Genomic DNA, 21,023 nt, shown 5'->3' with positions numbered 1-21,023 from the left:
GAATTGTCCCGTAAGGGCTTGAGACAAAAGGATAAGGAGTCTCATGGAAAAGGTACCGATGCTCGCTGAAGGCTACGAAACGCTGACAGCTGATTTGAAAATACTGCGGGAAGAGCGACCAAAGATCGTCGATGCGATCGAGGAGGCGCGTGCGCATGGTGATCTGTCGGAAAACGCGGAATACCACGCAGCTAAAGAGCGTCAGGGCCAGGTCGAAGCACAGATCGCTGAGATCGAGGACAAGGTCAGCCGTGCCCAGATTATTGATCCAACGACTCTGTCTGGAGATAAAGTGGTATTCGGCGCGACTGTCACGCTGCTGGATGAAGACGACAAGCCGATCAAGTATCAGATCGTCGGTCAGACGGAAGCAGACGCCAATGCGGGCCGGATCTCGTACAACTCGCCGATTGGTCGTGCGCTGATTGGCAAGCAGGTTGACGAAGAGATTGAGGTGACCGTGCCGTCGGGCGACAAATTCTACCTCATCCAGAAGGTCGAATTTATCTAGGGCCAGGGCTTCTTAAGCTTGGACGCTAAGCGATTTGACCATCGCATAATTGTGAATGGCAACGTTGCGGCCTTGGTAGGGAATCGTAAAGTCTCGTCGGCGAATGACACTGTAGCCGCCTCGTTCGAACGCAGGACGCGCCAGCTCGCTAGCTTCTGTGTAGAGGCTCTGGATATCGCGTCGTCGCGCGTCCGTCTCCGCAGCGGACAAGACTTTCTCGGCGAGCCCCATGCGCGTGTGGCGCGGGTGGCAGTAGAGATGGTCCAGGTGACCGTCGGGCTCCAACAGGGAATAAGCGACCGCGCGGTCATCCTCGGCAGCGGCAAGATAAACAGTTGCTCCATCTGCCACCCTTTCGCGGTAGCGATCCGGGCCTGGGTGACGCGCGAGCCATGCCGCGACTTGCTCGTCCGTATATGCGCGAGGCCCTATCTCTGCGATAGCGGCGTGACAAATCGCGCTTAGAGCGTCCGCATCATCGTCGCGGTATGGCCGCAGAATGTATTCCATCGCACAGCCGTAGGCGTTATCAGGTGCTGGGTTCGAGCAGCTTATGCAGGTGAACGATCACATACTTCATTTCGGCATCGTCGACGGTTCGCTGGGCATTGCCGCGCCAAGCATCCTCTGCCGTGTCATAGTCCGAATACACGCCCGCAACGTGAATGCTTTCCGGGTCTTGGAATTCGATATTGCGTGGGTCTTTCACGCGTCCACCCATGACGAGGTAGAGTGCCTGTTTGATTTCTGTTTCTTCCATATGAGTCACTTTCTGCTCAGGAGAGGATTGGGCAAGGCCCGATCTATTGCGCGCACATAAAGAAACGCGCGCGACAGGCAAGCCCGGCGCGTGCGCAATCCAACGGCGTATTGGGTTTTAACCGCGCAGCTTTGAGCGAAGATCCCGCACGGTTCGAGATGTTTTACGAGACGCTTTGCGCGATGCAGTCTTCACCGCGTCGGTCGCAGCATCAGCCTGATAGGCCGCCTCACGCCTGAGGTCACGTGCGCTCGAACTGACACTATCGCCGATATTCTCCAGTGCATCGGCGCTCTTCTGTTTCGCCTTGGCTGCGTTCTCTTCTGCGCGTTCGAGCAAATCCAGACCAAACGACAAAGCAGCTTCGGTCGCTAAGACGGCCCATGCGCTAGTCCGCTTCCCGGCGGTTTTTGCCACGCTCCGCCCCGGACGGGTCATTGCGCCGATCACCACACCAATGCCAATCGCACCAGCGACGACTGCCAAAGGATGCTTCTTAGTAAAGGCGACAGCGCTATCTGCCGCTTCTTTCGCTGCATTTGCCAGATCGCGCTCAGCCAGACGTTGCTTCCCAGCCTCTATTCGTTGGCGCAGCTTATCGCGAGGGTTCAAGGGAGCATCGGTGTACGCAGCCGTATCCGCCAATTCAGTATCGACAAAGTCTGGGTCCAAATGCGCTTCGTCAAGCGTGGTCACGAGGTTTTGGTCATCACTCATCGTCTGGCTCACTTTCATCCTTTTTGCTTTCTGCGGGGCTCTCTAGCGTCTCGTCTTTGCCATCGTGTGACGGCGTCGCCTGGTTTTCGCGATTGCTGTCTTGGTCATTGAGCAAGCCGCCCAGCAACTCGCTCAGCGGATTTCGCGCAAACCATATCACCAGAGCGGCCACGATCGCCGCCAAGGCGCCCTTATTGTCCGCCGCGACATTGACTGCTTCGTCATAAACCTCTGCTGCGCCGTCAGTCAGGCGGTCTTTAGCGCGTTCAGCCAAACCAGCGCCGGAGAAGTCCGACTTCACATTGTCCACGCTTGCTTCGATCAGAACACGCGCAGAGTCTCGCAAATGGCGATCTTCTATCAACTGTGCGCGAAGGTCAGTCATGCGCTCTCATCGCCCGACTTGTCTGAATCTTTCCCGAACGCCCAAACGATATCTTTAGCTTTGCTGCGGATCATTAGCCCCAGGATTCCGATACACAGAACGAGAACCAGAAACACCACAAGTGTCGCCAGCCACGGATTGATCACTTGGCCCAACGCAAACACGGTGCCGACAACCAAAACAATGATAGCCAGATGGAGAAAGCCAAGCGCGAATATCGCGTAAATAGCTACATGTTTTGCGCGATTGCCCGCAAATGCTGCCCGGCTCTTCTGAAAGGTAAGCTCAGCTTCAGCGTAAGTCTTACCGTCCTCAAACAGTGCCTTTACATCGTCACTGAGCGAGGGGCGTTGGCGCGGCTCAATAGGAACGGCATCATCCGCTGCTCCTGCTTCCTCAGACAAATCATCCAGAACAGGCGGTTCCTGCTCTGGTCTTTCATCGTCTTCGCGCATGCCTACCCCTTTATGTAAAGCCGTTTAACGACGGAATAGGCGCGAAAGCATGAAACCTGCAACCGCTGCGATCCCTACGGCGAGGCCAGGGCTCTTGCGGACAAACTCGCGTGCATCATCGCCGAGATCATCAACTGATTTCTGATCCAGCTTATCCGCTGTCGTTGCCAGCGATTTCGACGCGCTACGGGCATAATCGCCATATTTCGCGCCGAGCTGTTCGTCGACATAGTGCGCGTTGTCAGCCACTGCTTCGCTCAGACTGCGCAGGCCCTTGCTTGCCTGGTCCTTACCTTCAGTGGCGAGTTCCTTGCCCTTGACTTTCGCATCTTCACCATAGGCTTTGGCGTCTTCGACCCAATCTTCGCTGCGGCCCTTGGCCTGCTCGCGATAGGCCACTGCGCGGCCTTTGCCCTCTTCTTTCAGGGCAGCGGCACCGGCCTTCGCCTCTTCTAGCGCGGCGTTAAACCGTGATTTTGCTTCGGTACGGGCTTCTGATGGGGATTTGTTGCTCACGGTTACGGTCTCCTTTGTCTTGGCGGCGGTAGATTTTTTTGCTGCTATCTTCTTTGCAGCGGGCTTTTTCGTGGACGTCTTGCGCGGTTTTGTCGTTGCCGTCTTTTTGGCTGTGCCTTTCATCTCGGCCATGATGATCCTCCTGAACTGTCAAAATCGCTGCTTTGAGCGACTGAAAAAGATGTGTCGTACCTGTATGAAACGCACCTTGCGCCAATAAGGTCCCGCGCATAGAGCGCATTTGCCCCTTAGATTTAGGGGTGTCTTACAGTATTACAACACTTCATCGGAGTTTTGGTTCCAAATGACCGCTATTATTGACCTGCATGGCCGCGAGATTCTTGATAGCCGGGGCAACCCCACGGTGGAAGTTGATGTTTTGCTGGAGGACGGCAGTTTTGGCCGTGCCGCCGTGCCATCGGGTGCCTCGACCGGGGCGTATGAAGCGGTTGAACTGCGCGATGGCGACACAACGCGGTATCTCGGCAAAGGTGTTTTGAAAGCAGTTGATGCGGTCAATGGAGAGCTGAGCGATGCGTTGCTGGGCCTCGATGCCGAGGATCAGCGGGACATTGATCATGCGATGATTGAGCTTGATGGCACGCCGAACAAGGCGCGCCTGGGCGCAAACTCGATATTGGGTGTCAGTCTTGCTGTCGCAAAAGCCGCGGCGAATGCGCGTGGTCTGCCGCTCTATTCCTATGTTGGCGGTGTCTCGGGTCATGTCCTGCCCGTACCGATGATGAATATCATCAATGGCGGCGAACATGCTGATAACCCGATTGATATTCAGGAATTTATGGTGATGCCGGTAGGCGCGGATAGCCTGGCAGAGGCGGTGCGTTGGGGCTCGGAGATATTCCATACGCTGAAGAAGAAACTGCATGCAAAGGGGCTGGCAACGGCTGTTGGTGACGAAGGCGGTTTTGCACCAGACCTTGCCAGCACACGCGATGCACTGGATTTCATTATGGCGTCGATCGAGGAAGCGGGGTTTACACCGGGCGAGCAGGTCGCGTTGGCGCTCGACTGCGCGGCGACCGAATTCCACAAGGATGGCAAATACGAGATTTCGGGCGAGAACCTGTCGCTCTCCGGTGAAGAAATGGCCGCCTATCTCGCCAAGCTGTGCGATGACTACCCCATCCGTTCGATTGAGGACGGGATGGATGAAGACGATTTTGCCGGTTGGAAGGCGCTGACAGACTTGATCGGCGACCGCGTGCAGTTGGTCGGTGATGACCTGTTCGTGACCAACCCTGTGCGGCTGTCGCAAGGTATCGCCGATGGGCTGGCCAATTCGTTGCTGGTGAAGGTCAATCAGATCGGCACGCTCAGCGAGACGCTGGAGGCGGTCGATATTGCGCACCGCGCGGGCTATACCAGTGTTATGAGCCACCGTTCCGGCGAGACGGAAGACGCGACGATCGCAGACCTCGCGGTGGCGACAAATTGCGGGCAGATCAAGACGGGTTCGCTCGCGCGTTCAGACCGCTTGGCGAAATACAACCAGCTCATCCGTATTGAGGAAGAGCTGGGCGCCAGCGCGAAATATGCGGGGGCTGCGTGCTTTGGGTAAGGGCGAGGACCTTCGACGCTTTTCGAAGTAGTTGTTCTCCAGACCCCGTCATTGAGCAGTTATGAGCCGGTAACCTGCGTCATAATGTTCCTGTTCAAGTAAGTGCGCATATCGCTTTGCCCAATAACCGCTGTCTAGATCTGCTTTGAGACGCGCCAACCCAGTTGTGACTGAAGGTAGTTCCCAAAAAGACGAAATGCCAGAGCGTATGCGGTCGTCTAGATAAGCTTCTGGGCGTCGCCAATAGGCGTAAAGAAACCCGTCGGTACAATCGTGAGAGACAGGCATCGGCATAATCGAGACTTGACCCAAAATCTCCTCATACTCCGACATGGCCGGCATTTGCTCCTCATCAAGCTCGCAAGCTCAGGCAAGTAGTCCGTAAGCCATGGGCGACTTACGGGATCGAAAGTCAAAAGTACGACGCGCTCTCGTGATACGCGCCGCATTTCCTGAAGACCTCGCACCTTATCGGACCAGTGATGGATTGTAAGAACGGCCATGGCTGCATCGAATGTATTGTCGTCGAAGGGTAGATTCTCTGTGTGGGCCCGGATCACAGGCGCAGCTTTCTCCGAGCGCTTGGCGATCATTTCTGCTGATGGCTCGACCGCAGTTACCGCCAATTCACTCGGTTCGTACGATCCGGTTCCAGCACCGATATTGACAACTGTTTTTGCATCGCCGAGCGCAGCCAGAATGGCACTCTCGATCCGCGGGTCGGGCTTGCGCAATTCCCCATAGTTTAGGCCAATTCGGTCGTACTTTGCCGACACAAGTTAACCCCCAAACCGCCGACCCAATTCAAACAGCGCCAGCGCAGCTTTGGCCGCTTCGCCGCCTTTATCCTTTTGTGCGGCGTCGGCGCGGGCGAGGGCCTGAGCCTCGTTTTCGACGGTGATGATACCATTGCCAATCGCGATGCCATCCATGGTCAGCGCCATGATCCCACGTGCACTTTCGCCAGCAACAATCTCAAAGTGATAGGTTTCGCCGCGGATGACAACGCCAATCGCGACAAAACCATCATACTCGCCGCCTTCGACCGCCATCGAAATCGCGCCCGGAATCTCCAGCGCACCGGGCACAGTGAGAACCTCGGCCTCGTGCCCGGCAGCCTCCAGAGCCGCGTGAGCACCGGCGATCAGCATATCGTTGAGGTGGTCGTAAAAGCGCGCTTCAACGATCAGAAATTTGGCCATTATTGTACTCCGGGACTGGGCTATTGCGGGATGGGCTTGTGGTCGACGATATTGAGGCCATAGCCGCCAATCGCCACCAACTGTGGTTGTGAATTGCTGAGCAGGATCATGTCCTCTACACCCAGATCAGCCAGGATCTGTGATCCGATGCCGACATTGCGAACTTCGTCGTCATCGCTGTAGCTTTCCGGCGCGGCGGGACGCCCGGTGATCAGCACAATGACACCCGAACCATGTTCGCCAACAACTTCCATTGCGCGTTGTAATGTACGCTTGCGTGGCCCCGGCTGACCCAACAGATCGTCAAAGATCGAAATGGGATGGACACGGGTGAGGGTGGCGTCGCCGGGCACCACATGCCCCTTTTGCAGCACATAGCTCTCGCTGCCGTCGACCGAGTTCTTGTAAGTGATCAGGCGCCACTGCCCACCATAGTCAGATTCGAAAGATCGTTCATCAGCGCGCTGGACCAAGTGATCGTGGCGCATGCGATATTCGATCAGATCGCGGATTGTGCCAATTTTCAGGTCATGCTTGCGAGCAAACCCGATAAGATCGTCGAGGCGGGCCATGGTGCCATCCTCATTCATGATCTCGCAGATCACACCGGAAGGATTGAGGCCAGCGAGGCGCGAAATGTCGACCGCCGCCTCTGTATGACCCGCCCGCACGAGTACGCCACCGTCGCGCGCAGTGAGGGGGAATACGTGCCCGGGCATCACGATGTCCGCAGGGCCTTTCGTCGCGTCAATGGCCACGGAAACAGTGCGCGCGCGGTCAGCGGCACTGATGCCAGTCGTTACGCCTTCCTTCGCCTCAATCGAGATCGTGAAAGCGGTTTGCATGCTTTCCTTGTTATCGCGTGTCATCGGTTGCAGGCCGAGATGTTCGACCCGCTTGCGATCCAGCGATAGGCAGATGAGGCCGCGACCATGCGTCGCCATGAAGTTGATGGCGTCAGGCGTCGCCATTTGTGCCGGGATAATCAGGTCGCCTTCATTCTCGCGATCCTCATCGTCGACAAGAATGTACATGCGGCCATTGCGCGCCTCGTTGATGATCTCTTCTATCGGTACAAGGGCGGGGCGATCATCATTCGCGTCGAGAAACTGCTCCAGCTTGCTGAGAGTATCGGCAGTGGGGTTCCAGCTGTCATCGTCACAATCGCGAAGTGTGTTGGCGTGTAATCCGGCAGCGCGCGCCAATCCCGCCTTGGTCATCTTGCCACCAGCGATAATGCCGCGAACTTTGTCCAATGTACTCATGCGTGCACAATATCACATTGAAATGTGATGTCTAGGATATTGTTCACATTTTGATGCGCATGGTTCGCCGATTGATGCGTTAATAAAGCCTAAGTGAATGTACACTAACGCTTTTCAATGATTGATGGTCGCTCGCACAATTCCGCGCGATCGGCGGGTTTGGGGGCGACGGTTCTGTCACTGACAACGAAGTCAGAAACCAGTTTGGCTTTGGAGTATCTGCCGATACTGCGAGGGTACTTTGGCGCGACCGCGAGCTATTATCTCATAATGTCCTTTGTGGACTTAATCACGGTCGATGGCCCGTTAGTCTACACTTGGGTCTTCGCGCACATTTTTAGTGCAGTAGCGCTTTTCTCGCTGTTTCTTTGGGTCAGATCACCGCGTGCCGTGATCCATCTGGAGATTGCTACGTTCACGGCAAACATGATCTTGCTGGGGAACGTCATTTTGGGCCTCACCCTCATTTTCAGCGAGGTTCGGCTGACATACTTCCTGATGACGATCATCATTTATGCCTTGACCAGTCTAACGCTGCGACAAGCTTTGATATCGATTGCTTGTGGTTACACAGCGATGATCGCGTTTCTGTGGGATGTCGAAATGGGCACTCAAACAACATTTGGGTCCCTGGGTTTCGCTGCAGCTATGTCAGCCCTCACGATTGCGACAGTACTTCGCCGCATTATTGAAAAAGCAATCGCTGCGCGAGAGCTTGCCGACGAAGAGCGTGGTAGGGCAGAAGCGAATCTCGAAGGCGAGAAGTCGCTGGGTGAAACGCTGCGCAAGCGTTCGCTTTCGGACACACTCACTGGATTGGCGAACCGCCGCGCATTCTATGTGGCTTTGGAAAAATCGCTGTCTGAACAGAAAGAGGAGAGTGAGCTTTGGCTCGCCCTGCTGGACCTGGATGGCTTCAAGACGATTAACGATACCTTTGGGCATCTTACAGGCGATGAGCTCTTGAAAGCAGTTGCATTTCGGCTGCGCAACTATTGTGGAGGTCGCGCCCATGTCAGTCGTATGGGCGGGGATGAGTTCAGCATCATCTTTGAACGCGAAATGATAGATCACGACCCGCGCGAATGGTGCGAGGATTTACTCAAGAAGATCGCGAAAACATACATGATCGATGGCCGCTTGGTGCAAGTTTCCGGCTCCATCGGATGTTATCAGTTGGGTACTGATGAGAAGGAATCCGACTTCATGAGGAAGGCGGATTTTGCCCTGTTAAGCGCGAAGAAGAGCGGCAAGAATCGGGTTATCTTTTTTGACGCGGACCACGCAATCGCAGAGGCTGAGCGCCACCGCGTGGAAGTCGCTCTTCGAGAAGCCGATCTGGAACGGGAGATATCTCTGGTCTTTCAGCCCCAAGTTGATTTGGGGTCCGGCAAGATGGTGCGCGCTGAGGCGCTCGCGCGGTGGGAAAGCCCGTCGCTTGGCTCTGTCAGCCCTACGCGTTTCGTCAAGGTGGCAGAGGAGGCTGGCCTGATCGCCGACATCTCGGTCACGGTGGTTCGCAAAGCAATTGAGACAATCAAATTGTGGGAAAATCCCGTACCGCTTTCGATCAATCTTTCGGCGAATGATTTGGCGTCTACGCAGACCATGCGGAACATCATAGATGAGTTGAAACAGAGCGGTATTGACCCGGCGATGATTGAGTTCGAGGTGACCGAATCTGCGATGCTCACTGACGAGCAGCGGGCGAGGGAGCACATCAAGAAGCTCAGCGCTTTGGGATGTTCGGTGGCGATTGATGATTTCGGCACGGGCTATTCCAATTTTAGCTATCTGCGTGCGCTTCCGATTCAGAAACTGAAGGTCGATCGTTCTTTTATGGAGAACCTCGCCGATCCGATGACAGGAAAGATACTGCAATCGCTGGTCGGCATGGCTCACACTTTAGGCGTTGAATGCGTGCTCGAAGGGGTTGAGAACGAGGTCGGCATGCTAATGGCCAAGCGGGCTGGCGCCGATATTGTTCAGGGCTTTCTGACAGGGCGGCCAGTGACCGCTGATCAGCTGTTTGATAACACTGCGGAAGAAACGCCCCTGGCGGTTCAGCATTGAATGTGGCTGCTTATGGCTGGGGCTGGCCTTGACCGCCGATGCGTCATTGCCATAACTTCGAATTCAAACGACAACCGGGCTCGCTAACGCACTTTTCAGGCATGGTCTGAAAGTATTGGAGAGCGCTTGATGAGTTCCAACTCAAAAAAGACCGCGGTTATCGTGATCCATGGGATTGGCGAACAACAACCTATGGCGACTTTATGGAGCTTCTTGGACGCAGCCTGGCTGAACGATCCTGATCTCGTCGATCCGTATCAAAAGGTCGTTTATTCAAAGCCAGAGCGTACCGGTGAAAATTACGAGCTTCGCCGGGTGACCACGCGGTCAATCCGGGGCGATAGCGATAGAAGGTTCGACTTCTACGAATATTATTGGGCTCACATGATGACGGGCAACACGCTTGGCGGGATCAAGCGCTGGCTGTTCGGCCTGTTCTTCAGGACGCCCTGGAGCATACCACCGGGTTATTTTGGCTATTGGGCATTCGGTTGGGCGCTCGCTTTGGTTGCATTGGCGGGATATGTTTGGTGGGCGTTAAGTAATGATGTGGGCGCGGGAGCCATGGCTTTGGCCGGTTCTGTCATCACCTTGCTTGGCGGCGTAATCACCAATCTGCTGGTGCCAAAGGTCGGTGACGCTGCCCGCTATCTAAGAGCTGACCCAGACAATATCGCCGCTCGTCAGCAGATCCGAGAGAACGGTGTCGCACTACTCAAAAGGTTGCATGCGTCAGGGCAATATGACCGTATCGTTCTGGTTGGGCACAGCCTCGGCTCAGTCATTGCGTACGACATTCTTACGCACGCATGGTCGGCGACTACTGGTGAGGAAAAGCGTCTTCAGCACGCAGAAGGTTCAGCTCTGATGGACAAGCTCGATATGCTCGAAGCTGCGGGTGCGGATGTGATTGACGCTGTCGGAGATGGCGAGACAGAGCGTGTCGCGTTCCGAAATGCGCAGCGCGACTATCGGCGTGAATTGGCAAGACAGGACGAGCCGCTTTGGTTGGTAAGTGATCTGGTCACGCTCGGGTCACCTCTGGGTAAAGCGGATTTGTTGCTGGCCATGGATCAAGAGGATTTTGAGAGGCGGAAAGATCGCCGTGAGTATCCGACTTGCCCGCCCGTATATGAGTATTGGGCAAAGGACGTGAAGCAATTCAGCTACCCGCGCGGGGGCAAAGCACGCGTCCCGCATCACGGTGCTCCCTTCGCGCCCACGGTCTGGTCCAACCTCTACTTTCCGGCACGTCGATTGATCCTTGGCGATCCCATTTCAGGCGCGGTCGCGCGCCATTTGGGGGCCGGAGTGCGCGACACCAGACTACCCAATCGCGGGCTTCGGTTTCAACACTGTGACTATTGGGACGCGCAAGAGAATGACGCTTCCAAAGTGGCGATAGATCAGCTGCGCAAGGCACTGAACCTGCGTGATTTTGACGAGTAACCCGAGGGTTCTGCATCGATCTTTGGATATGTTTGGTGGACGCACTAGGGTTCGAACCTAGGACCCGCTGATTAAGAGTCACATTTGGAACGTGTTCAAACTTGTCCAAAGAAGTTCGATATCGCCTAATTTGCATCCATCAACACTCTGATATACAATGATAAAGATCAGAAGGTCCTGTCCGAACTGAGGCATGGCTGATCTATTGAGATCAGCGAAATTCTCGTTCTGGTGGAGCCTATATGGAGCCTAATTCAGCCGGAGTTTGTTGCTGTGCGCCTGCAAAAACCGATTTCAAAACGAGGAATAGAGGCACTGCTCGTTCAAGCGCGTCGCTCGGAAAAGCAAATCGAACTCAGTGACAGTCAAGAACCAGGCCTCAGGATACGCGCAGGGAAGCGTTCTGCAAACTGGGTGCTGAATTGCCGATTGAGCAATGGAAAGAGAACTCGAATAAAATTGGGCTCGTGGCCCTCTATGGATGTTACTGAGGCACGTGTTCCCCGTCAGCACCTATGGCACAGATTAGCGGTTGAAGTTTAGGAGAGTTTTGGTTCTCGTCGTAGTGACGAAGGAACGAAGATGAGAACCAAAAAGTCGAAGTCGAAGCAACCTGCGGAGCAGGTTGTGAAGGACATCCGCCGTCGGACGCGGCGGCACTTCTCAGCCGAAGACAAGATCAGGATCGTATTGGAAGGTCTGCGCGGCGATGATAGCATTGCTGAGCTGTGCCGCCGTGAAGGGATCGCGCAAAGCCTGTATTACACCTGGTCGAAGGAATTCATGGAAGCGGGTAAACGCCGTCTTGCTGGCGATACAGCCCGTGCTGCGACCACGGATGAGGTGAAGGATCTGCGTAATGAGGCGCGTGATCTGAAGGAGTGTGTTGCTGATCTGACCCTGGAGAACCGGTTGCTCAAAAAAAGCATGACCGGGCTTGGGGGAGACGACGCATGAGATACCCTGCATCTGAGAAGCTGGAGATCATCAAGCTGGTCGAGCAGTCACATCTGCCTGCCAAGCGCACGCTGGATCAGCTCGGCGTGGCGCGGCGGACCTTCTACCGCTGGTATGACCGCTACCTAGAAGGCGGGCCTGAGGCGCTCAAGGATCGTCCCTCAACGCCAAGCAGGGTATGGAACCGCATTGCGCCCGAAGTGCAGGACCAGATCGTTGATATGGCGCTGGAGCATAGCGAGCTCAGTCCGCGTGAACTTGCGGTGCGCTTCACTGATGAGAAGCGCTACTTCGTCTCTGAAGCGACCGTTTACCGACTTCTGAGGGCTCATGATCTGATCACCAGTCCTGCTTACACGGTGATCAAGGCGGCAGACCAGTTCCACACGCAAACCATGCGACCGAACGAGATGTGGCAGACGGACTTCACCTACTTCAAGATCATCGGGTGGGGCTGGATGTACCTCTCCACCGTGCTCGATGATTACTCGCGCTACATCATCAGCTGGAAGCTGTGCACCACCATGCGAGCCGAAGACGTCACTGAGACCCTCGATATGGCTCTTACTGCTTCAGACTGTAGCCATGCCAATGTGCTGCATAAGCCGCGCCTGCTATCGGACAACGGTCCCTGTTACATCGCTGGAGAGCTGGCTGATTACATCAGCGCCAAGAAGATGGATCACGTGCGAAGCGCGCCCTTCCATCCGCAGACCCAAGGCAAGATCGAGCGCTGGCATCAGACGCTCAAGAACCGTGTTCTGCTGGAGAACTACTTCCTGCCAGGCGATCTAGAAAACCAAATCAAAGCGTTCGTCGAGCATTACAACCATCAGCGCTATCACGAGAGCCTCGACAACGTCACACCTGCCGACGTCTACTTCGGTAGAGCCGCAGCCATCATCAAGCGAAGAGAAAGGATCAAACAAAAGACGCTAAAACATCGCCGCTTGCTTCACCGCAAGCTAGCCGCCTAAACTGAAACCAACAGACGAGGCCAGTCCTCCAAACGATCAACTCTCAGTCTGTGCCAAATGTCATGACGACGGACACCCATCCTGGAATTACACCTACGCGAGCATGGGTGTCGGCAAAGCGGGCATTGTTGCTAGCGATCAAAACATCGCAAGCCAGTGCAAGTTCAAAGCCACCAGTAATGGCCACCCCGTTGATCGCGCCGATGACCGGTTTGCGGCATTGCTCTATCGCCCGAGCAGGGTCGTTCTTCTTAACAGTATCGCTTCCCGCGCTCCCCAAGGCACCCGCGATGGAGCCCAATTCCTTCAAATCAATACCAGCAGTAAAAGCGCGATTACCCGCTCCGGTTAGGATTACCGCGCGGACAGCGCTATCTTCATCAACAGCGCGGATCACATCATAGAGCTGCGCCCGCAACGCTATAGAAAGTGCGTTCATTGCCTCAGGTCGGTTGAGCGTGACGGTGGCTATACCGTCGCTCACGTCCAGATTTACCAATTCGCTATTCATGATTTCCCTCAATATTGAACGTCGTGTGTAACTGCCTGTGACTCTGACTGACCTCAGCTTCTAAATTTCAAAACCCGTTTCTTCCCTCGCCAGGGATCTTTGAAGTTGAATCGGGGGTACAGAATTCGTCAATGACCGCAGTTGGGCCGGCAGTGGACTGCCTCAAATAAGTTGAGCTAGCCGCCAAGCGGACTTGCCGCTTACACCCGGGCCAAGACGCAGTGCCAGCTTGTAAATCCAGAACTTACCCGGGCATTGATACATCAAAAGACACCCTCACAGACCAATAATGTTTGTTGATCGATTAGCAATTAAAATCTAAACCTCCAATGAGCAGTTTGGAAGTAAAAATCCCTACAAAAGACACCTTTTCCTCCGCAATCCAAACAGGACAATCGAAGAAGCAAGCCATGATCTTAGACCTAGAAAATCGTACGGTGATGTTGAGTGGAGCTTCTTCCGGCATTGGTGCGCATCTTGCACGCGTCCTTGCCAAAGCGGGGGCAAACGTCATTCTCGGTGCGCGTAGGGCTGACAGAACCGAAGCGCTCGCAAGTGAAATCGCGGACGCTGGGGGCAGGTCCTTGGCGGTGTCTCTCGATGTAACCGATGAAGCCTCTGTTATTGCGGCCTACGACACGGCTGAGGCCAAGTTCGGCACCGTGGACACGGTTATCGCAAATGCAGGGACGGCGGCGAATGGTCGGTCAACCGATGTCCCCATTGATGGAGTTCGAACGGTTCTCGATACCAATTTTCTTGGCGTGTATCTGCTTGCCCGTGAGGGAGCAAAACGCATGATTGCAGACGAAGGGGCTGATGCGATCGAGGGCCGCATTGTACTGATCGGATCGATCACCGCTCAGATGACAGCGCAAGGCGATGCCGCATATGCTGCGAGCAAGGCAGGCGTGGCGCATCTTGGCCGGCTATTTGCACGTGAATGGGTGCGCAAAGGTATCAACGTCAACACCATCCAGCCCGGTTATATTCGAACTGAGATTGTGGGTGACTGGTTCGATACGGAGGGCGGAGAGCGACAGATTGCGAGTTGGCACCGCAAACGCCTGATGGATATCACCGCGCTTGATGATTTAACTCTATACCTGTGCTCGGACGCTTCGCGCCATGTCACAGGCGGCACGTTCACCGTGGATGACGGACAATCGCTTTAACAGCCCCTGACCATCCCAACTCACTTCTAAGAAACACAGGACATAGCCCATGGCCAAAGTACTATTCATCGAAGCCAGCCCGCGCAAAGAGAGCTCGTACTCCAGCCACGTCGCCAATGAATTTTTGGAAAGCTACAAGGCTGCTAATCCTGATGATGAGATCGAGCATTTGCCTTTGTTTGAGACCGAACTGGCCCCGCTTGGAATGCAAGGTGCGAACCAGAAGATGGAAAACCTCATGAAGCTGATGACAACCGGATCAGGGATTGAGGCGCAGGGCGAATGGGCAGGCGTTATGCAAGAGATTGAGCGGCTGAAGTCAGCGGACAAAGTGGTGCTGTCGACGGCAATGTGGAATTTCTCAATCCCCTACCGCCTTAAACATTGGATCGACCTTGTCACCCAAGTTGGTGTGACGGTGATGGTCAACAATAAGTTTGAGTATGTCGGCCAAATCACAGACCGGCCTCTGCAAGTCATCATGGCCAGCGGCAGCCCGTATGAGGACCGCTTTCCACTGGCATCGGACGCGCCCAAGACTGACTTTACCAGCACATATATCGATCACATTTTCCGCTTCCTTGGCTTTACCGACATCAATCTGATCCGGGTTCAGCCGACGGGTATGCCGGGGCCAGCTCTTGATGAAGCGCTGGCCAAAGCAAAGGAAGCAGCTAGCGCGGCGGCGAAGGAATTCTGAATAGCCTAGCTTTGAAAGCGGGCGAGATGGGTGCGAAATGCCGCACATAGCTCGTCCGCATTTTCACTTGCGCCAAAAATGTAGCGATCAGGGCGGACCAGCACCGCGTTACCGCCGGTGAATTCGGCTAGGTTCCCATCGGTATCCTGAAAGTCTTTGCCGATCACGAAGACTGAGCCGTCAAACTCGTCTTTGAACCAGGAGATGCTCTCGCCCTCAGCTGGTTCAGACACCAAGAGCACAAACCCGTCCCCGATGACCTCATCGAGCAGTATGCGCTTACCCGAAGCATCAACAACTTCGGGCTGGCACAATCGCCTACCGCATAGGCGGTTACCTGTTCCGATGAGCCCACCTTTATAGGCTGGGAAGCGGTCATCTGAATTGGCGACTCCGCCGAGCTTTGGAAACATCCTCACTAGCCAGAAACCAAAGTCGCGCTTCACCTGCTCCCATTTGCTGGTCGTGCTTAGCTGCAACCCCGTGCGCGAGGCTCTGTTGATGACCTTCTCGCAATGCGGCCAGCGTTCTGCGTGATAAGTATCGAGAATGCGGTCATCGGCTTTGCCGTCAAATATCAGATCGAACAGAAAACTCAGATGAGCGGCATCTCGAATGCCCATGTTTAGGCCCTGTCCCGCAAAGGGCGAGGTTTGGTGAGCGGCATCGCCAGCCAGTAAGATCCGGTCCTTGCGCCAGATATCTGGCATTCCCGCATAGAAGTTATAAGGCGCGCATCGCTGTATCTCGATGGATGAGGTGTCGATGTAGTTTGAGATGTGCTCACGGGCATCGTCATGGGTGAATTGATCGGCCAGATCCTCATCGATCTCAAAATCGAAGCGCAAATGACCACGGCAACCTTTGACGAACACCGTGGCCCCGTTCGGACGGCACATGAATTCTGAAAAGTCTTCCAGCCCCTCCCAATAGGCGCTATCGTGAACAACAACGTCGATCACGATCCATTTGCGGCGATAGTTGAAGTCTATTCGCTTTGCGCCGATGGACCGGCGGCATAGGCTCGCCCCGCCATCGGACCCGACAATGTATTTGCCAGTGAACTCGACCTCTTCGCCCGTGTCTGTGTTCCTCGCGGTCAAAGTCGCACAGGTATCGCCCGTTGACACGCTGAGAACTTCATACCCAAGGAAGCTGTCGACCTTAACGCCCAGCTCAAAATCTTCGCGAAGCAGGCGCTCCAAGGTAGGCTGATGGAACATGGTTCCGACACCCGAGTGGCCAAAGCTAGGCGGGACTTTGCTATAGTCCATTTCTACCAAAGTTCTGCGCTTGTGATTGACCATGCGAAAGGTCTGGAATGGCTTGGCGTCATCCGGAAACATCCGCTCCATAATGCCCATCCGTTGGTAGATGCGGCAGCTTTCTGGATCGAACATCATCGCGCGCGGACAATGGAACACATCCTTGTCCCGGTCGAAAATAGCAACCGAGTGTCCGCTTTCGCGCAGCAAGTTTGCGAGCGTCGCACCGACGGGACCGCAGCCGACGATCAAGACATCATATTGCTTGGCAGGCATTCCTAAGCTCCGTGAGCCGCTGCCTTGCGGCGACGCCGCAGCCGCCGGATCGCGAGAAATAGGATGAGGCCAACGACACCAAGAATACCTACGAGCATGATGATACGACTGGTGGGATTGGCCAGCGTGTTAACGAAACTGAATTTCGCTTCGCACCACCAATTACACTCACCTTCGTACCAGATATTCGATCGCAGGCTGCGGCGTGGATGCGGCGGAATCACGCCGTTCTCCTCAGCAAACTCATCATAGGCGGCAACCAATTCAGAGATTACTTCTGGATGCGCCTCGGCAAGGTTCTTCATTGCGCTGGGATCGGCCACGATATCGAACAATTCCCATTCACCGCTTCCGAGGGGTGGACTCTGCCAGACCGCTTTCCAGCGGCCATTTCGCACCATGCGGTTACCGAACAGTTCGTTGAAAAAGATGCGCGTTTTATCAAAGCTCGCCTCTTCGAAGATCGGCAGGATCGAGGTTCCTTGCGGTTGAAGTTTGCCCTCATAGAGAGGTTCATCAGAAGGGGTTATGCCGGCCAAGTCATAGACTGTGGGCACCAGATCTGTGACATGGGCGGGAATGGTGCGCGTCACGCCGTTCTCTAGTCCCGGCCCTGCGACTATCAGCGGAGAGCGCACTCCGCCTTCGGCTACTGTGCCCTTAAACCGGTTAAACGGTGTGTTGCTTGCATGCGCCCAGTCGCGCCCCATGGACGTAAAAGACCCCATCTGTCCCATCTCTTCAGGGCTGAGATCAAAATTCTCATGCAGCCATTCACGCGTATTGCCGCGATAGGCGAGGGGGGTGGTCACCGCCGCGCCATTGTCCGACATGAACATGATGTACGTGTTGGATAGCTGATCATTCGCTTCAAGCTGGGCGATCACTCGGCCAAGTTCTTGGTCAAGCAGTTCGACCATAGCAGCGTAGATTTCCATGCGTTTGGCATGCGTGCGACGCTCTTCATCGCTTCTCTCTGCCCAAGGTGCTTGGTAAGAATCGAGCCATGACGGGAAGTTGAGCGCCTCCGCCATATCAGCGTCAGCACTGATGTGACCGAGTTCGATCAGGCGCTGGCGTCGTTCTTCACGCAACACCTCGGGACCATCGTCAAATACGCCAGCATAGCGATCAAGCCACTCGTCTGGCACTTGCAACGGATCATGCGGCGCGGTGTAGGTCAAATAGGCAAAAAAGGGCTGATCACCGGCGTCATTGATGTATTCGATGATCTTGTCGGTGTAGCCGATGGTGGAATAGAAATCGTTCGCCAGCTGCGTTGACTGCCCATTCTCAAGGTAGGTGACGTTCTCCGATGGCGTTATCATTTTCGCATCGGCGAAATGGCTTGCACCGCCTTCAACAAGGCCAAAACTGCGTGCAAATCCACGACGATGCGGTCTTTGTTCTTCATCAATGGCAAGATGCCACTTGCCGCTCATCATAGTGCTGTAGCCATGGGAACTCAGCATCTCTGCGACGGTTACGACACCATCATGAAGCTGAGCACCATAGGCGAGATGGCCCATCTGATTTTCGGCTTGGAGATTGTGCATTGTGCCAACCCCTGCCGCGTGGTTGCTCACTCCTGTCATCAACATGGCGCGAGTGGGCGAGCAGGTCGGGGCCACATAGAAATGCGACATGAAAATCCCGCGCTGCGCCAAAGAATCGAGGGTCGGCGTTCGGATCCGGCTGCCCAGAAATCCGGGATCAGACCAGCCCAGATCGTCGGCTACTACGATCAGGAAATTGGGGCGCTGCGCCTCCTCCGCCGAGACTGGGAGCGAGGTCAATGCCATCAGCGCGGCGCAAAAGCGGAAGAAATGCCTGATCATCAGCCGGGGTTCTCCGTCTTTTTGCCGCCGCCAAACCACATGCGGCGCAGCACGCCATCTTTCTGGACAAACTGATGAAGAAAGGCGGCGGTGATGTGGACGGCCAGAAGAGCGATCAACAACCAGGTGCCGACTTCGTGAAGGAAGCGCCGCCCGTCAAAATCGCTTGCTCCCAGAAAGCCGAACGCCTCCCGCACGTCGAACGCGCCATAAGGCAGGACAGCGTATTCATGCGCGGCGGTACGTATAGATGCCTGTCGCTGGCACGTAGATCATCAGAGCGTAAAGCAGTAGGTGCGAGACCTTTGAGAGGGCGGCCTGCGTGGGAGCGACCGTCTCTGGCAGGGCAGGCGGCGGATTCCCAAGCCGCCACAATATGCGCAAGACAAGCAGGGTTATGACCGTAAAGCCCAGCGTCGAGTGCCCCCTCAGAGAGAAAGCCATATCATCCGGGTTTGTGATGTCCTCAAAGCCCTGACCAAAAACCAGCATCATGATGATCAGCAGCGCGATCGCCCAGTGTAGGAATTTGGCGACGCCGGTATAGTGGACTGGATTTTTTGTGTTCACGATGTTGATCCCTATTTACGAAAAGTCACTCGCTCGCGTGTTTCGCTTCACGTTCTTCCGCGGTCATCATGGACGGAGGCCGTTTTTCCATGGGGATCATCGCGAACTGCTCATCAGGCATGGCAAACATTCCCTGGAGAAGCTGCACGGGCCGGTCAGGGTTGTAACTGTCCGGATTATAGCCAGGGTTCGGGATCTTTCCGCCTTGCCCTTCAAATTCAATGGGTTTGGTAAACTTGGCCAATTCTTCGTCGCTGATCCCAGCGAGTTTCTGCACTTCAGGATCGATCCAATCCTTCGGCCCAATCGGATAATCCGCATTGCCGAATGTCGCGACCTCAAGGCAAGTGTCCTCAGGTCCTTGGAAGTAGATGCTGTGACACATGCCGTGGTCCATTGGCCCCATTACATTGTACCCACGCGAACGAATCCGGTCGCGCATGTTTAGCAGGTCATCGAGCGTATCGACGTTGAACGCGAGGTGCTGCATCGTGCCGGGCGCAGAAGGTCCGCCTGTGTGACCGGGATTGGTCACGCCATATTCGACCTTGGCGTCTTTGTTTGCAGGATTGAAAACGAAGGCAACCTGGCTGCTATCATTCATTTCGAGGAAGCCGTGCCAGCATCCCTCGACCCCGTGCATCCAGTAAAGCGCCACAAGCCGGAAGCCCAACACATCGGTATAAAACTCGATCTGCTCTTTCATGTTGTTCGTTGAAATTGCCAGATGGTTGAGGCCGTTGGCCTTGATGTTCTTTGTCATTGGTCAGTTTCCTTTGATCATATTTGATTGAGCGCCAACGTGTCGATTGCACCCGTAGGTCGGCGATGAATTCTCACGTCGACTTGGTTTTCATGGGTCACTCGTAGCTCCTAGCGCCACGAAATCTCCAACCTTGGCGAGTTTGGAAGGCAGGGGTTTGCCCATCACGCCCTCCAGCCATTGCGACGCAGTAATTAGCTTATCGAGATCAAGTTCGATTTTTATGCCGGACCGCGACAGCATATAGGCGGCATCCTCGGTTGCGACGTTGCCTGAGGCTCCCGGAGCGAACGGGCATCCGCCCAGACCCCCAAGCGAAGCATCGATTGCGTCGACGCCTGCGCCAAGCGCTGCCCAAATATTGGCAATGCCAGTGTTGCGGGTGTCATGGAAATGTGCGCGCATTGCGATTTTCTCCGGCAGCAATTCACGCAAGCGGACGAACAGCTCTTCGACTTGTCCCGGCACGCCGACTCCAATCGTGTCAGCTAGCGCTATTTCCAAGGGTTCTTCCTCGGCAAGTTCGCTGGCGATACGCAGCACGGTATCGGTCTGGACTGGACCTTCGAAAGGACAACCGAAAGCGGTCGCAATGGTGACTTGTGCTTGCAAACCTTCGGCTTTGGAAAAGCGGATCATTTCGCGATTTTCACGGAGGCATTCATCAATAGTCTGGCCTTGGTTTTTCAGCCCAAACGCATCGCTTGCAACCGCCACGCAGCCAGCCTCATCGATACCGCGCCTGCCGCCCTCACGCGTTGCAAGGGCGCGCAGAACACTGCGCTTGTTAAGGCACAGACCGATGTAGGCCACATCCTTGCGATCAGGCAGACGTGCAATGACATCTTCTGCATCTGCCATCTGAGGAACGCGCTTTGGATGCACGAAACTTGCCACCTCGATCCTGCGACTACCGGCTTCGATTGTGCGTTCGATAAGGGCAACCTTGTTTGCAGTGGAGACAAGCGTCTCCTCGTTCTGCAGGCCGTCGCGCGGCCCGACCTCAACCATCTCGACCGTCCGCGTCATCGGCATGCCTTCGACACTTTTTCTTTTCCGGTCATGGAGCCTCTCCCCAG

Annotated in this window: 25 protein-coding genes; 8 read left to right on the top strand and 17 right to left on the bottom strand. The window is 55.2% G+C overall.

The window, feature by feature from the left end; genetic code table 11:
- The first annotated feature begins 43 nt into the window (after positions 1–43).
- Positions 44–511: a transcription elongation factor GreA gene (gene greA / locus ACZ1GM_RS09290; RefSeq protein WP_472676212.1), complete on the top strand. Its 468-nt coding sequence runs from the start codon at positions 44–46 to the stop codon at positions 509–511.
- A 12-nt stretch (positions 512–523) separates the two neighbouring features.
- Here greA and ACZ1GM_RS09285 read toward each other — a convergent pair whose 3' ends face one another.
- The 7 genes from ACZ1GM_RS09285 to ACZ1GM_RS09255 form a co-directional block, all read right to left on the bottom strand.
- Complete coding sequence (locus ACZ1GM_RS09285) at positions 524–1,021, bottom strand: GNAT family N-acetyltransferase (RefSeq protein WP_472676211.1); 498 nt, start codon at positions 1,019–1,021, stop codon at positions 524–526.
- 19 nt (positions 1,022–1,040) lie between these two features.
- Positions 1,041–1,271: a DUF4170 domain-containing protein gene (locus ACZ1GM_RS09280; RefSeq protein WP_472676210.1), complete on the bottom strand. Its 231-nt coding sequence runs from the start codon at positions 1,269–1,271 to the stop codon at positions 1,041–1,043.
- 117 nt (positions 1,272–1,388) lie between these two features.
- Complete coding sequence (locus tag ACZ1GM_RS09275; protein WP_472676209.1) at positions 1,389–1,988, bottom strand: hypothetical protein; 600 nt, start codon at positions 1,986–1,988, stop codon at positions 1,389–1,391.
- Positions 1,981–2,373, bottom strand: a complete 393-nt coding sequence (locus ACZ1GM_RS09270) for a hypothetical protein (protein ID WP_472676208.1) — start codon at positions 2,371–2,373, stop codon at positions 1,981–1,983. The genes ACZ1GM_RS09275 and ACZ1GM_RS09270 overlap by 8 nt, the downstream gene beginning before the upstream one ends.
- The gene (locus ACZ1GM_RS09265; protein WP_472676207.1) at positions 2,370–2,828 is read right to left on the bottom strand and encodes a phage holin family protein; all 459 of its coding nucleotides are present in this window, start codon (positions 2,826–2,828) and stop codon (positions 2,370–2,372) included. Before ACZ1GM_RS09265 ends, ACZ1GM_RS09270 begins: the two co-directional genes overlap by 4 nt.
- 24 nt (positions 2,829–2,852) lie before the next feature.
- Positions 2,853–3,344: a hypothetical protein gene (locus ACZ1GM_RS09260; RefSeq protein WP_472676206.1), complete on the bottom strand. Its 492-nt coding sequence runs from the start codon at positions 3,342–3,344 to the stop codon at positions 2,853–2,855.
- Positions 3,292–3,576 (bottom strand): hypothetical protein, encoded by a 285-nt coding sequence (locus ACZ1GM_RS09255; protein ID WP_472676205.1) that lies wholly within the window; start codon positions 3,574–3,576, stop codon positions 3,292–3,294. Before ACZ1GM_RS09255 ends, ACZ1GM_RS09260 begins: the two co-directional genes overlap by 53 nt.
- 72 nt (positions 3,577–3,648) lie before the next feature.
- On the opposite strand from ACZ1GM_RS09255, the gene eno reads away from it, so the two are divergent.
- Entirely contained in the window at positions 3,649–4,923 is a 1,275-nt protein-coding gene (eno, locus tag ACZ1GM_RS09250) for a phosphopyruvate hydratase (RefSeq protein WP_472676204.1), read from the top strand.
- Between the two features lie 218 nt (positions 4,924–5,141).
- Here eno and ACZ1GM_RS09245 read toward each other — a convergent pair whose 3' ends face one another.
- From ACZ1GM_RS09245 to ribB, 3 genes are read right to left on the bottom strand one after another with little or no spacing between them, the layout of a single operon-like run.
- Entirely contained in the window at positions 5,142–5,699 is a 558-nt protein-coding gene (locus tag ACZ1GM_RS09245; RefSeq protein ID WP_472676203.1) for a class I SAM-dependent methyltransferase, read from the bottom strand.
- A gap of 3 nt (positions 5,700–5,702) precedes the next feature.
- Positions 5,703–6,125: a 6,7-dimethyl-8-ribityllumazine synthase gene (ribH, locus tag ACZ1GM_RS09240; protein WP_472676202.1), complete on the bottom strand. Its 423-nt coding sequence runs from the start codon at positions 6,123–6,125 to the stop codon at positions 5,703–5,705.
- Between the two features lie 20 nt (positions 6,126–6,145).
- Positions 6,146–7,390 (bottom strand): 3,4-dihydroxy-2-butanone-4-phosphate synthase, encoded by a 1,245-nt coding sequence (gene ribB / locus ACZ1GM_RS09235; RefSeq protein WP_472676201.1) that lies wholly within the window; start codon positions 7,388–7,390, stop codon positions 6,146–6,148.
- 117 nt (positions 7,391–7,507) lie between these two features.
- On the opposite strand from ribB, the gene ACZ1GM_RS09230 reads away from it, so the two are divergent.
- From ACZ1GM_RS09230 to ACZ1GM_RS09215, 4 genes are all read left to right on the top strand, one after another.
- The gene (locus ACZ1GM_RS09230) at positions 7,508–9,463 is read left to right on the top strand and encodes a putative bifunctional diguanylate cyclase/phosphodiesterase (RefSeq protein ID WP_472676200.1); all 1,956 of its coding nucleotides are present in this window, start codon (positions 7,508–7,510) and stop codon (positions 9,461–9,463) included.
- Positions 9,464–9,592: 129 nt separating this feature from the next.
- Positions 9,593–10,912, top strand: a complete 1,320-nt coding sequence (locus ACZ1GM_RS09225) for a hypothetical protein (RefSeq protein WP_472676199.1) — start codon at positions 9,593–9,595, stop codon at positions 10,910–10,912.
- Between the two features lie 231 nt (positions 10,913–11,143).
- The gene (locus ACZ1GM_RS09220) at positions 11,144–11,455 is read left to right on the top strand and encodes an integrase arm-type DNA-binding domain-containing protein (RefSeq protein ID WP_472676198.1); all 312 of its coding nucleotides are present in this window, start codon (positions 11,144–11,146) and stop codon (positions 11,453–11,455) included.
- 39 nt (positions 11,456–11,494) lie between these two features.
- Positions 11,495–12,846 (top strand): IS3 family transposase gene (locus tag ACZ1GM_RS09215; protein WP_472676197.1). Its coding sequence is split into 2 segments (ribosomal slippage): positions 11,495–11,831 and positions 11,831–12,846, totalling 1,353 coding nucleotides; the frame shifts between segments, so codons are not numbered across the junction.
- A 43-nt stretch (positions 12,847–12,889) separates the two neighbouring features.
- Here ACZ1GM_RS09215 and ACZ1GM_RS09210 read toward each other — a convergent pair.
- Positions 12,890–13,357: an enoyl-CoA hydratase-related protein gene (locus ACZ1GM_RS09210; RefSeq protein WP_472676196.1), complete on the bottom strand. Its 468-nt coding sequence runs from the start codon at positions 13,355–13,357 to the stop codon at positions 12,890–12,892.
- 410 nt (positions 13,358–13,767) lie between these two features.
- Here ACZ1GM_RS09210 and ACZ1GM_RS09205 point away from each other — a divergent pair, with 410 nt between their 5' ends.
- Positions 13,768–14,532 (top strand): SDR family NAD(P)-dependent oxidoreductase, encoded by a 765-nt coding sequence (locus ACZ1GM_RS09205; protein ID WP_472676195.1) that lies wholly within the window; start codon positions 13,768–13,770, stop codon positions 14,530–14,532.
- Between the two features lie 49 nt (positions 14,533–14,581).
- A complete protein-coding gene (locus ACZ1GM_RS09200) occupies positions 14,582–15,232 on the top strand; it encodes an FMN-dependent NADH-azoreductase (RefSeq protein ID WP_472676194.1) in 651 nt (216 codons plus the stop codon).
- A gap of 5 nt (positions 15,233–15,237) precedes the next feature.
- Here the strand turns inward: ACZ1GM_RS09200 and ACZ1GM_RS09195 are convergent, their stop codons facing one another.
- The 6 genes from ACZ1GM_RS09195 to ACZ1GM_RS09170 all read right to left on the bottom strand — a co-directional run bounded on the left by ACZ1GM_RS09195 (position 15,238) and on the right by ACZ1GM_RS09170 (position 20,973).
- The gene (locus ACZ1GM_RS09195; RefSeq protein ID WP_472676193.1) at positions 15,238–16,773 is read right to left on the bottom strand and encodes an FAD-dependent monooxygenase; all 1,536 of its coding nucleotides are present in this window, start codon (positions 16,771–16,773) and stop codon (positions 15,238–15,240) included.
- A gap of 2 nt (positions 16,774–16,775) precedes the next feature.
- Complete coding sequence (locus ACZ1GM_RS09190) at positions 16,776–18,611, bottom strand: arylsulfatase (RefSeq protein WP_472676192.1); 1,836 nt, start codon at positions 18,609–18,611, stop codon at positions 16,776–16,778.
- Positions 18,611–18,808: a cytochrome b gene (locus tag ACZ1GM_RS09185; RefSeq protein ID WP_472676191.1), complete on the bottom strand. Its 198-nt coding sequence runs from the start codon at positions 18,806–18,808 to the stop codon at positions 18,611–18,613. The genes ACZ1GM_RS09190 and ACZ1GM_RS09185 overlap by 1 nt, the downstream gene beginning before the upstream one ends.
- A gap of 31 nt (positions 18,809–18,839) precedes the next feature.
- Positions 18,840–19,181, bottom strand: coding sequence for a cytochrome b (locus tag ACZ1GM_RS09180; protein WP_472676190.1), 342 nt, complete (start codon positions 19,179–19,181; stop codon positions 18,840–18,842).
- Positions 19,182–19,206: 25 nt separating this feature from the next.
- The gene (locus ACZ1GM_RS09175; protein WP_472676189.1) at positions 19,207–19,944 is read right to left on the bottom strand and encodes a VOC family protein; all 738 of its coding nucleotides are present in this window, start codon (positions 19,942–19,944) and stop codon (positions 19,207–19,209) included.
- 90 nt (positions 19,945–20,034) lie between these two features.
- Positions 20,035–20,973, bottom strand: coding sequence for a hydroxymethylglutaryl-CoA lyase (locus ACZ1GM_RS09170; RefSeq protein WP_472676188.1), 939 nt, complete (start codon positions 20,971–20,973; stop codon positions 20,035–20,037).
- Positions 20,974–21,023: the final 50 nt, after the last annotated feature.

Source organism: Qipengyuania sp. JB2-7, assembly GCF_055693485.1.
This window is presented reverse-complemented; position numbering and strand designations above follow the sequence as displayed.

Bases quoted from the DNA above. Each gene is read 5' to 3' on its own strand.
- greA (WP_472676212.1), top strand. From the start codon at position 44: ATGGAAAAGGTACCGATGCTCGCTGAAGGCTACGAAACGCTGACAGCT.
- ACZ1GM_RS09200 (WP_472676194.1), top strand. From the start codon at position 14,582: ATGGCCAAAGTACTATTCATCGAAGCCAGCCCGCGCAAAGAGAGCTCG.
- ACZ1GM_RS09195 (WP_472676193.1), bottom strand. From the start codon at position 16,773: ATGCCTGCCAAGCAATATGATGTCTTGATCGTCGGCTGCGGTCCCGTC.
- ACZ1GM_RS09285 (WP_472676211.1), bottom strand. From the start codon at position 1,021: ATGGAATACATTCTGCGGCCATACCGCGACGATGATGCGGACGCTCTA.
- ACZ1GM_RS09270 (WP_472676208.1), bottom strand. From the start codon at position 2,373: ATGACTGACCTTCGCGCACAGTTGATAGAAGATCGCCATTTGCGAGAC.
- ribB (WP_472676201.1), bottom strand. From the start codon at position 7,390: ATGAGTACATTGGACAAAGTTCGCGGCATTATCGCTGGTGGCAAGATG.
- ACZ1GM_RS09230 (WP_472676200.1), top strand. From the start codon at position 7,508: ATGATTGATGGTCGCTCGCACAATTCCGCGCGATCGGCGGGTTTGGGG.
- ACZ1GM_RS09210 (WP_472676196.1), bottom strand. From the start codon at position 13,357: ATGAATAGCGAATTGGTAAATCTGGACGTGAGCGACGGTATAGCCACC.
- ACZ1GM_RS09175 (WP_472676189.1), bottom strand. From the start codon at position 19,944: ATGACAAAGAACATCAAGGCCAACGGCCTCAACCATCTGGCAATTTCA.
- ACZ1GM_RS09170 (WP_472676188.1), bottom strand. From the start codon at position 20,973: ATGACGCGGACGGTCGAGATGGTTGAGGTCGGGCCGCGCGACGGCCTG.
- ACZ1GM_RS09280 (WP_472676210.1), bottom strand. From the start codon at position 1,271: ATGGAAGAAACAGAAATCAAACAGGCACTCTACCTCGTCATGGGTGGA.
- ACZ1GM_RS09265 (WP_472676207.1), bottom strand. From the start codon at position 2,828: ATGCGCGAAGACGATGAAAGACCAGAGCAGGAACCGCCTGTTCTGGAT.
- eno (WP_472676204.1), top strand. From the start codon at position 3,649: ATGACCGCTATTATTGACCTGCATGGCCGCGAGATTCTTGATAGCCGG.
- ACZ1GM_RS09275 (WP_472676209.1), bottom strand. From the start codon at position 1,988: ATGAGTGATGACCAAAACCTCGTGACCACGCTTGACGAAGCGCATTTG.
- ACZ1GM_RS09190 (WP_472676192.1), bottom strand. From the start codon at position 18,611: ATGATCAGGCATTTCTTCCGCTTTTGCGCCGCGCTGATGGCATTGACC.
- ribH (WP_472676202.1), bottom strand. From the start codon at position 6,125: ATGGCCAAATTTCTGATCGTTGAAGCGCGCTTTTACGACCACCTCAAC.
- ACZ1GM_RS09225 (WP_472676199.1), top strand. From the start codon at position 9,593: ATGAGTTCCAACTCAAAAAAGACCGCGGTTATCGTGATCCATGGGATT.
- ACZ1GM_RS09255 (WP_472676205.1), bottom strand. From the start codon at position 3,576: ATGCGCGGGACCTTATTGGCGCAAGGTGCGTTTCATACAGGTACGACA.
- ACZ1GM_RS09205 (WP_472676195.1), top strand. From the start codon at position 13,768: ATGATCTTAGACCTAGAAAATCGTACGGTGATGTTGAGTGGAGCTTCT.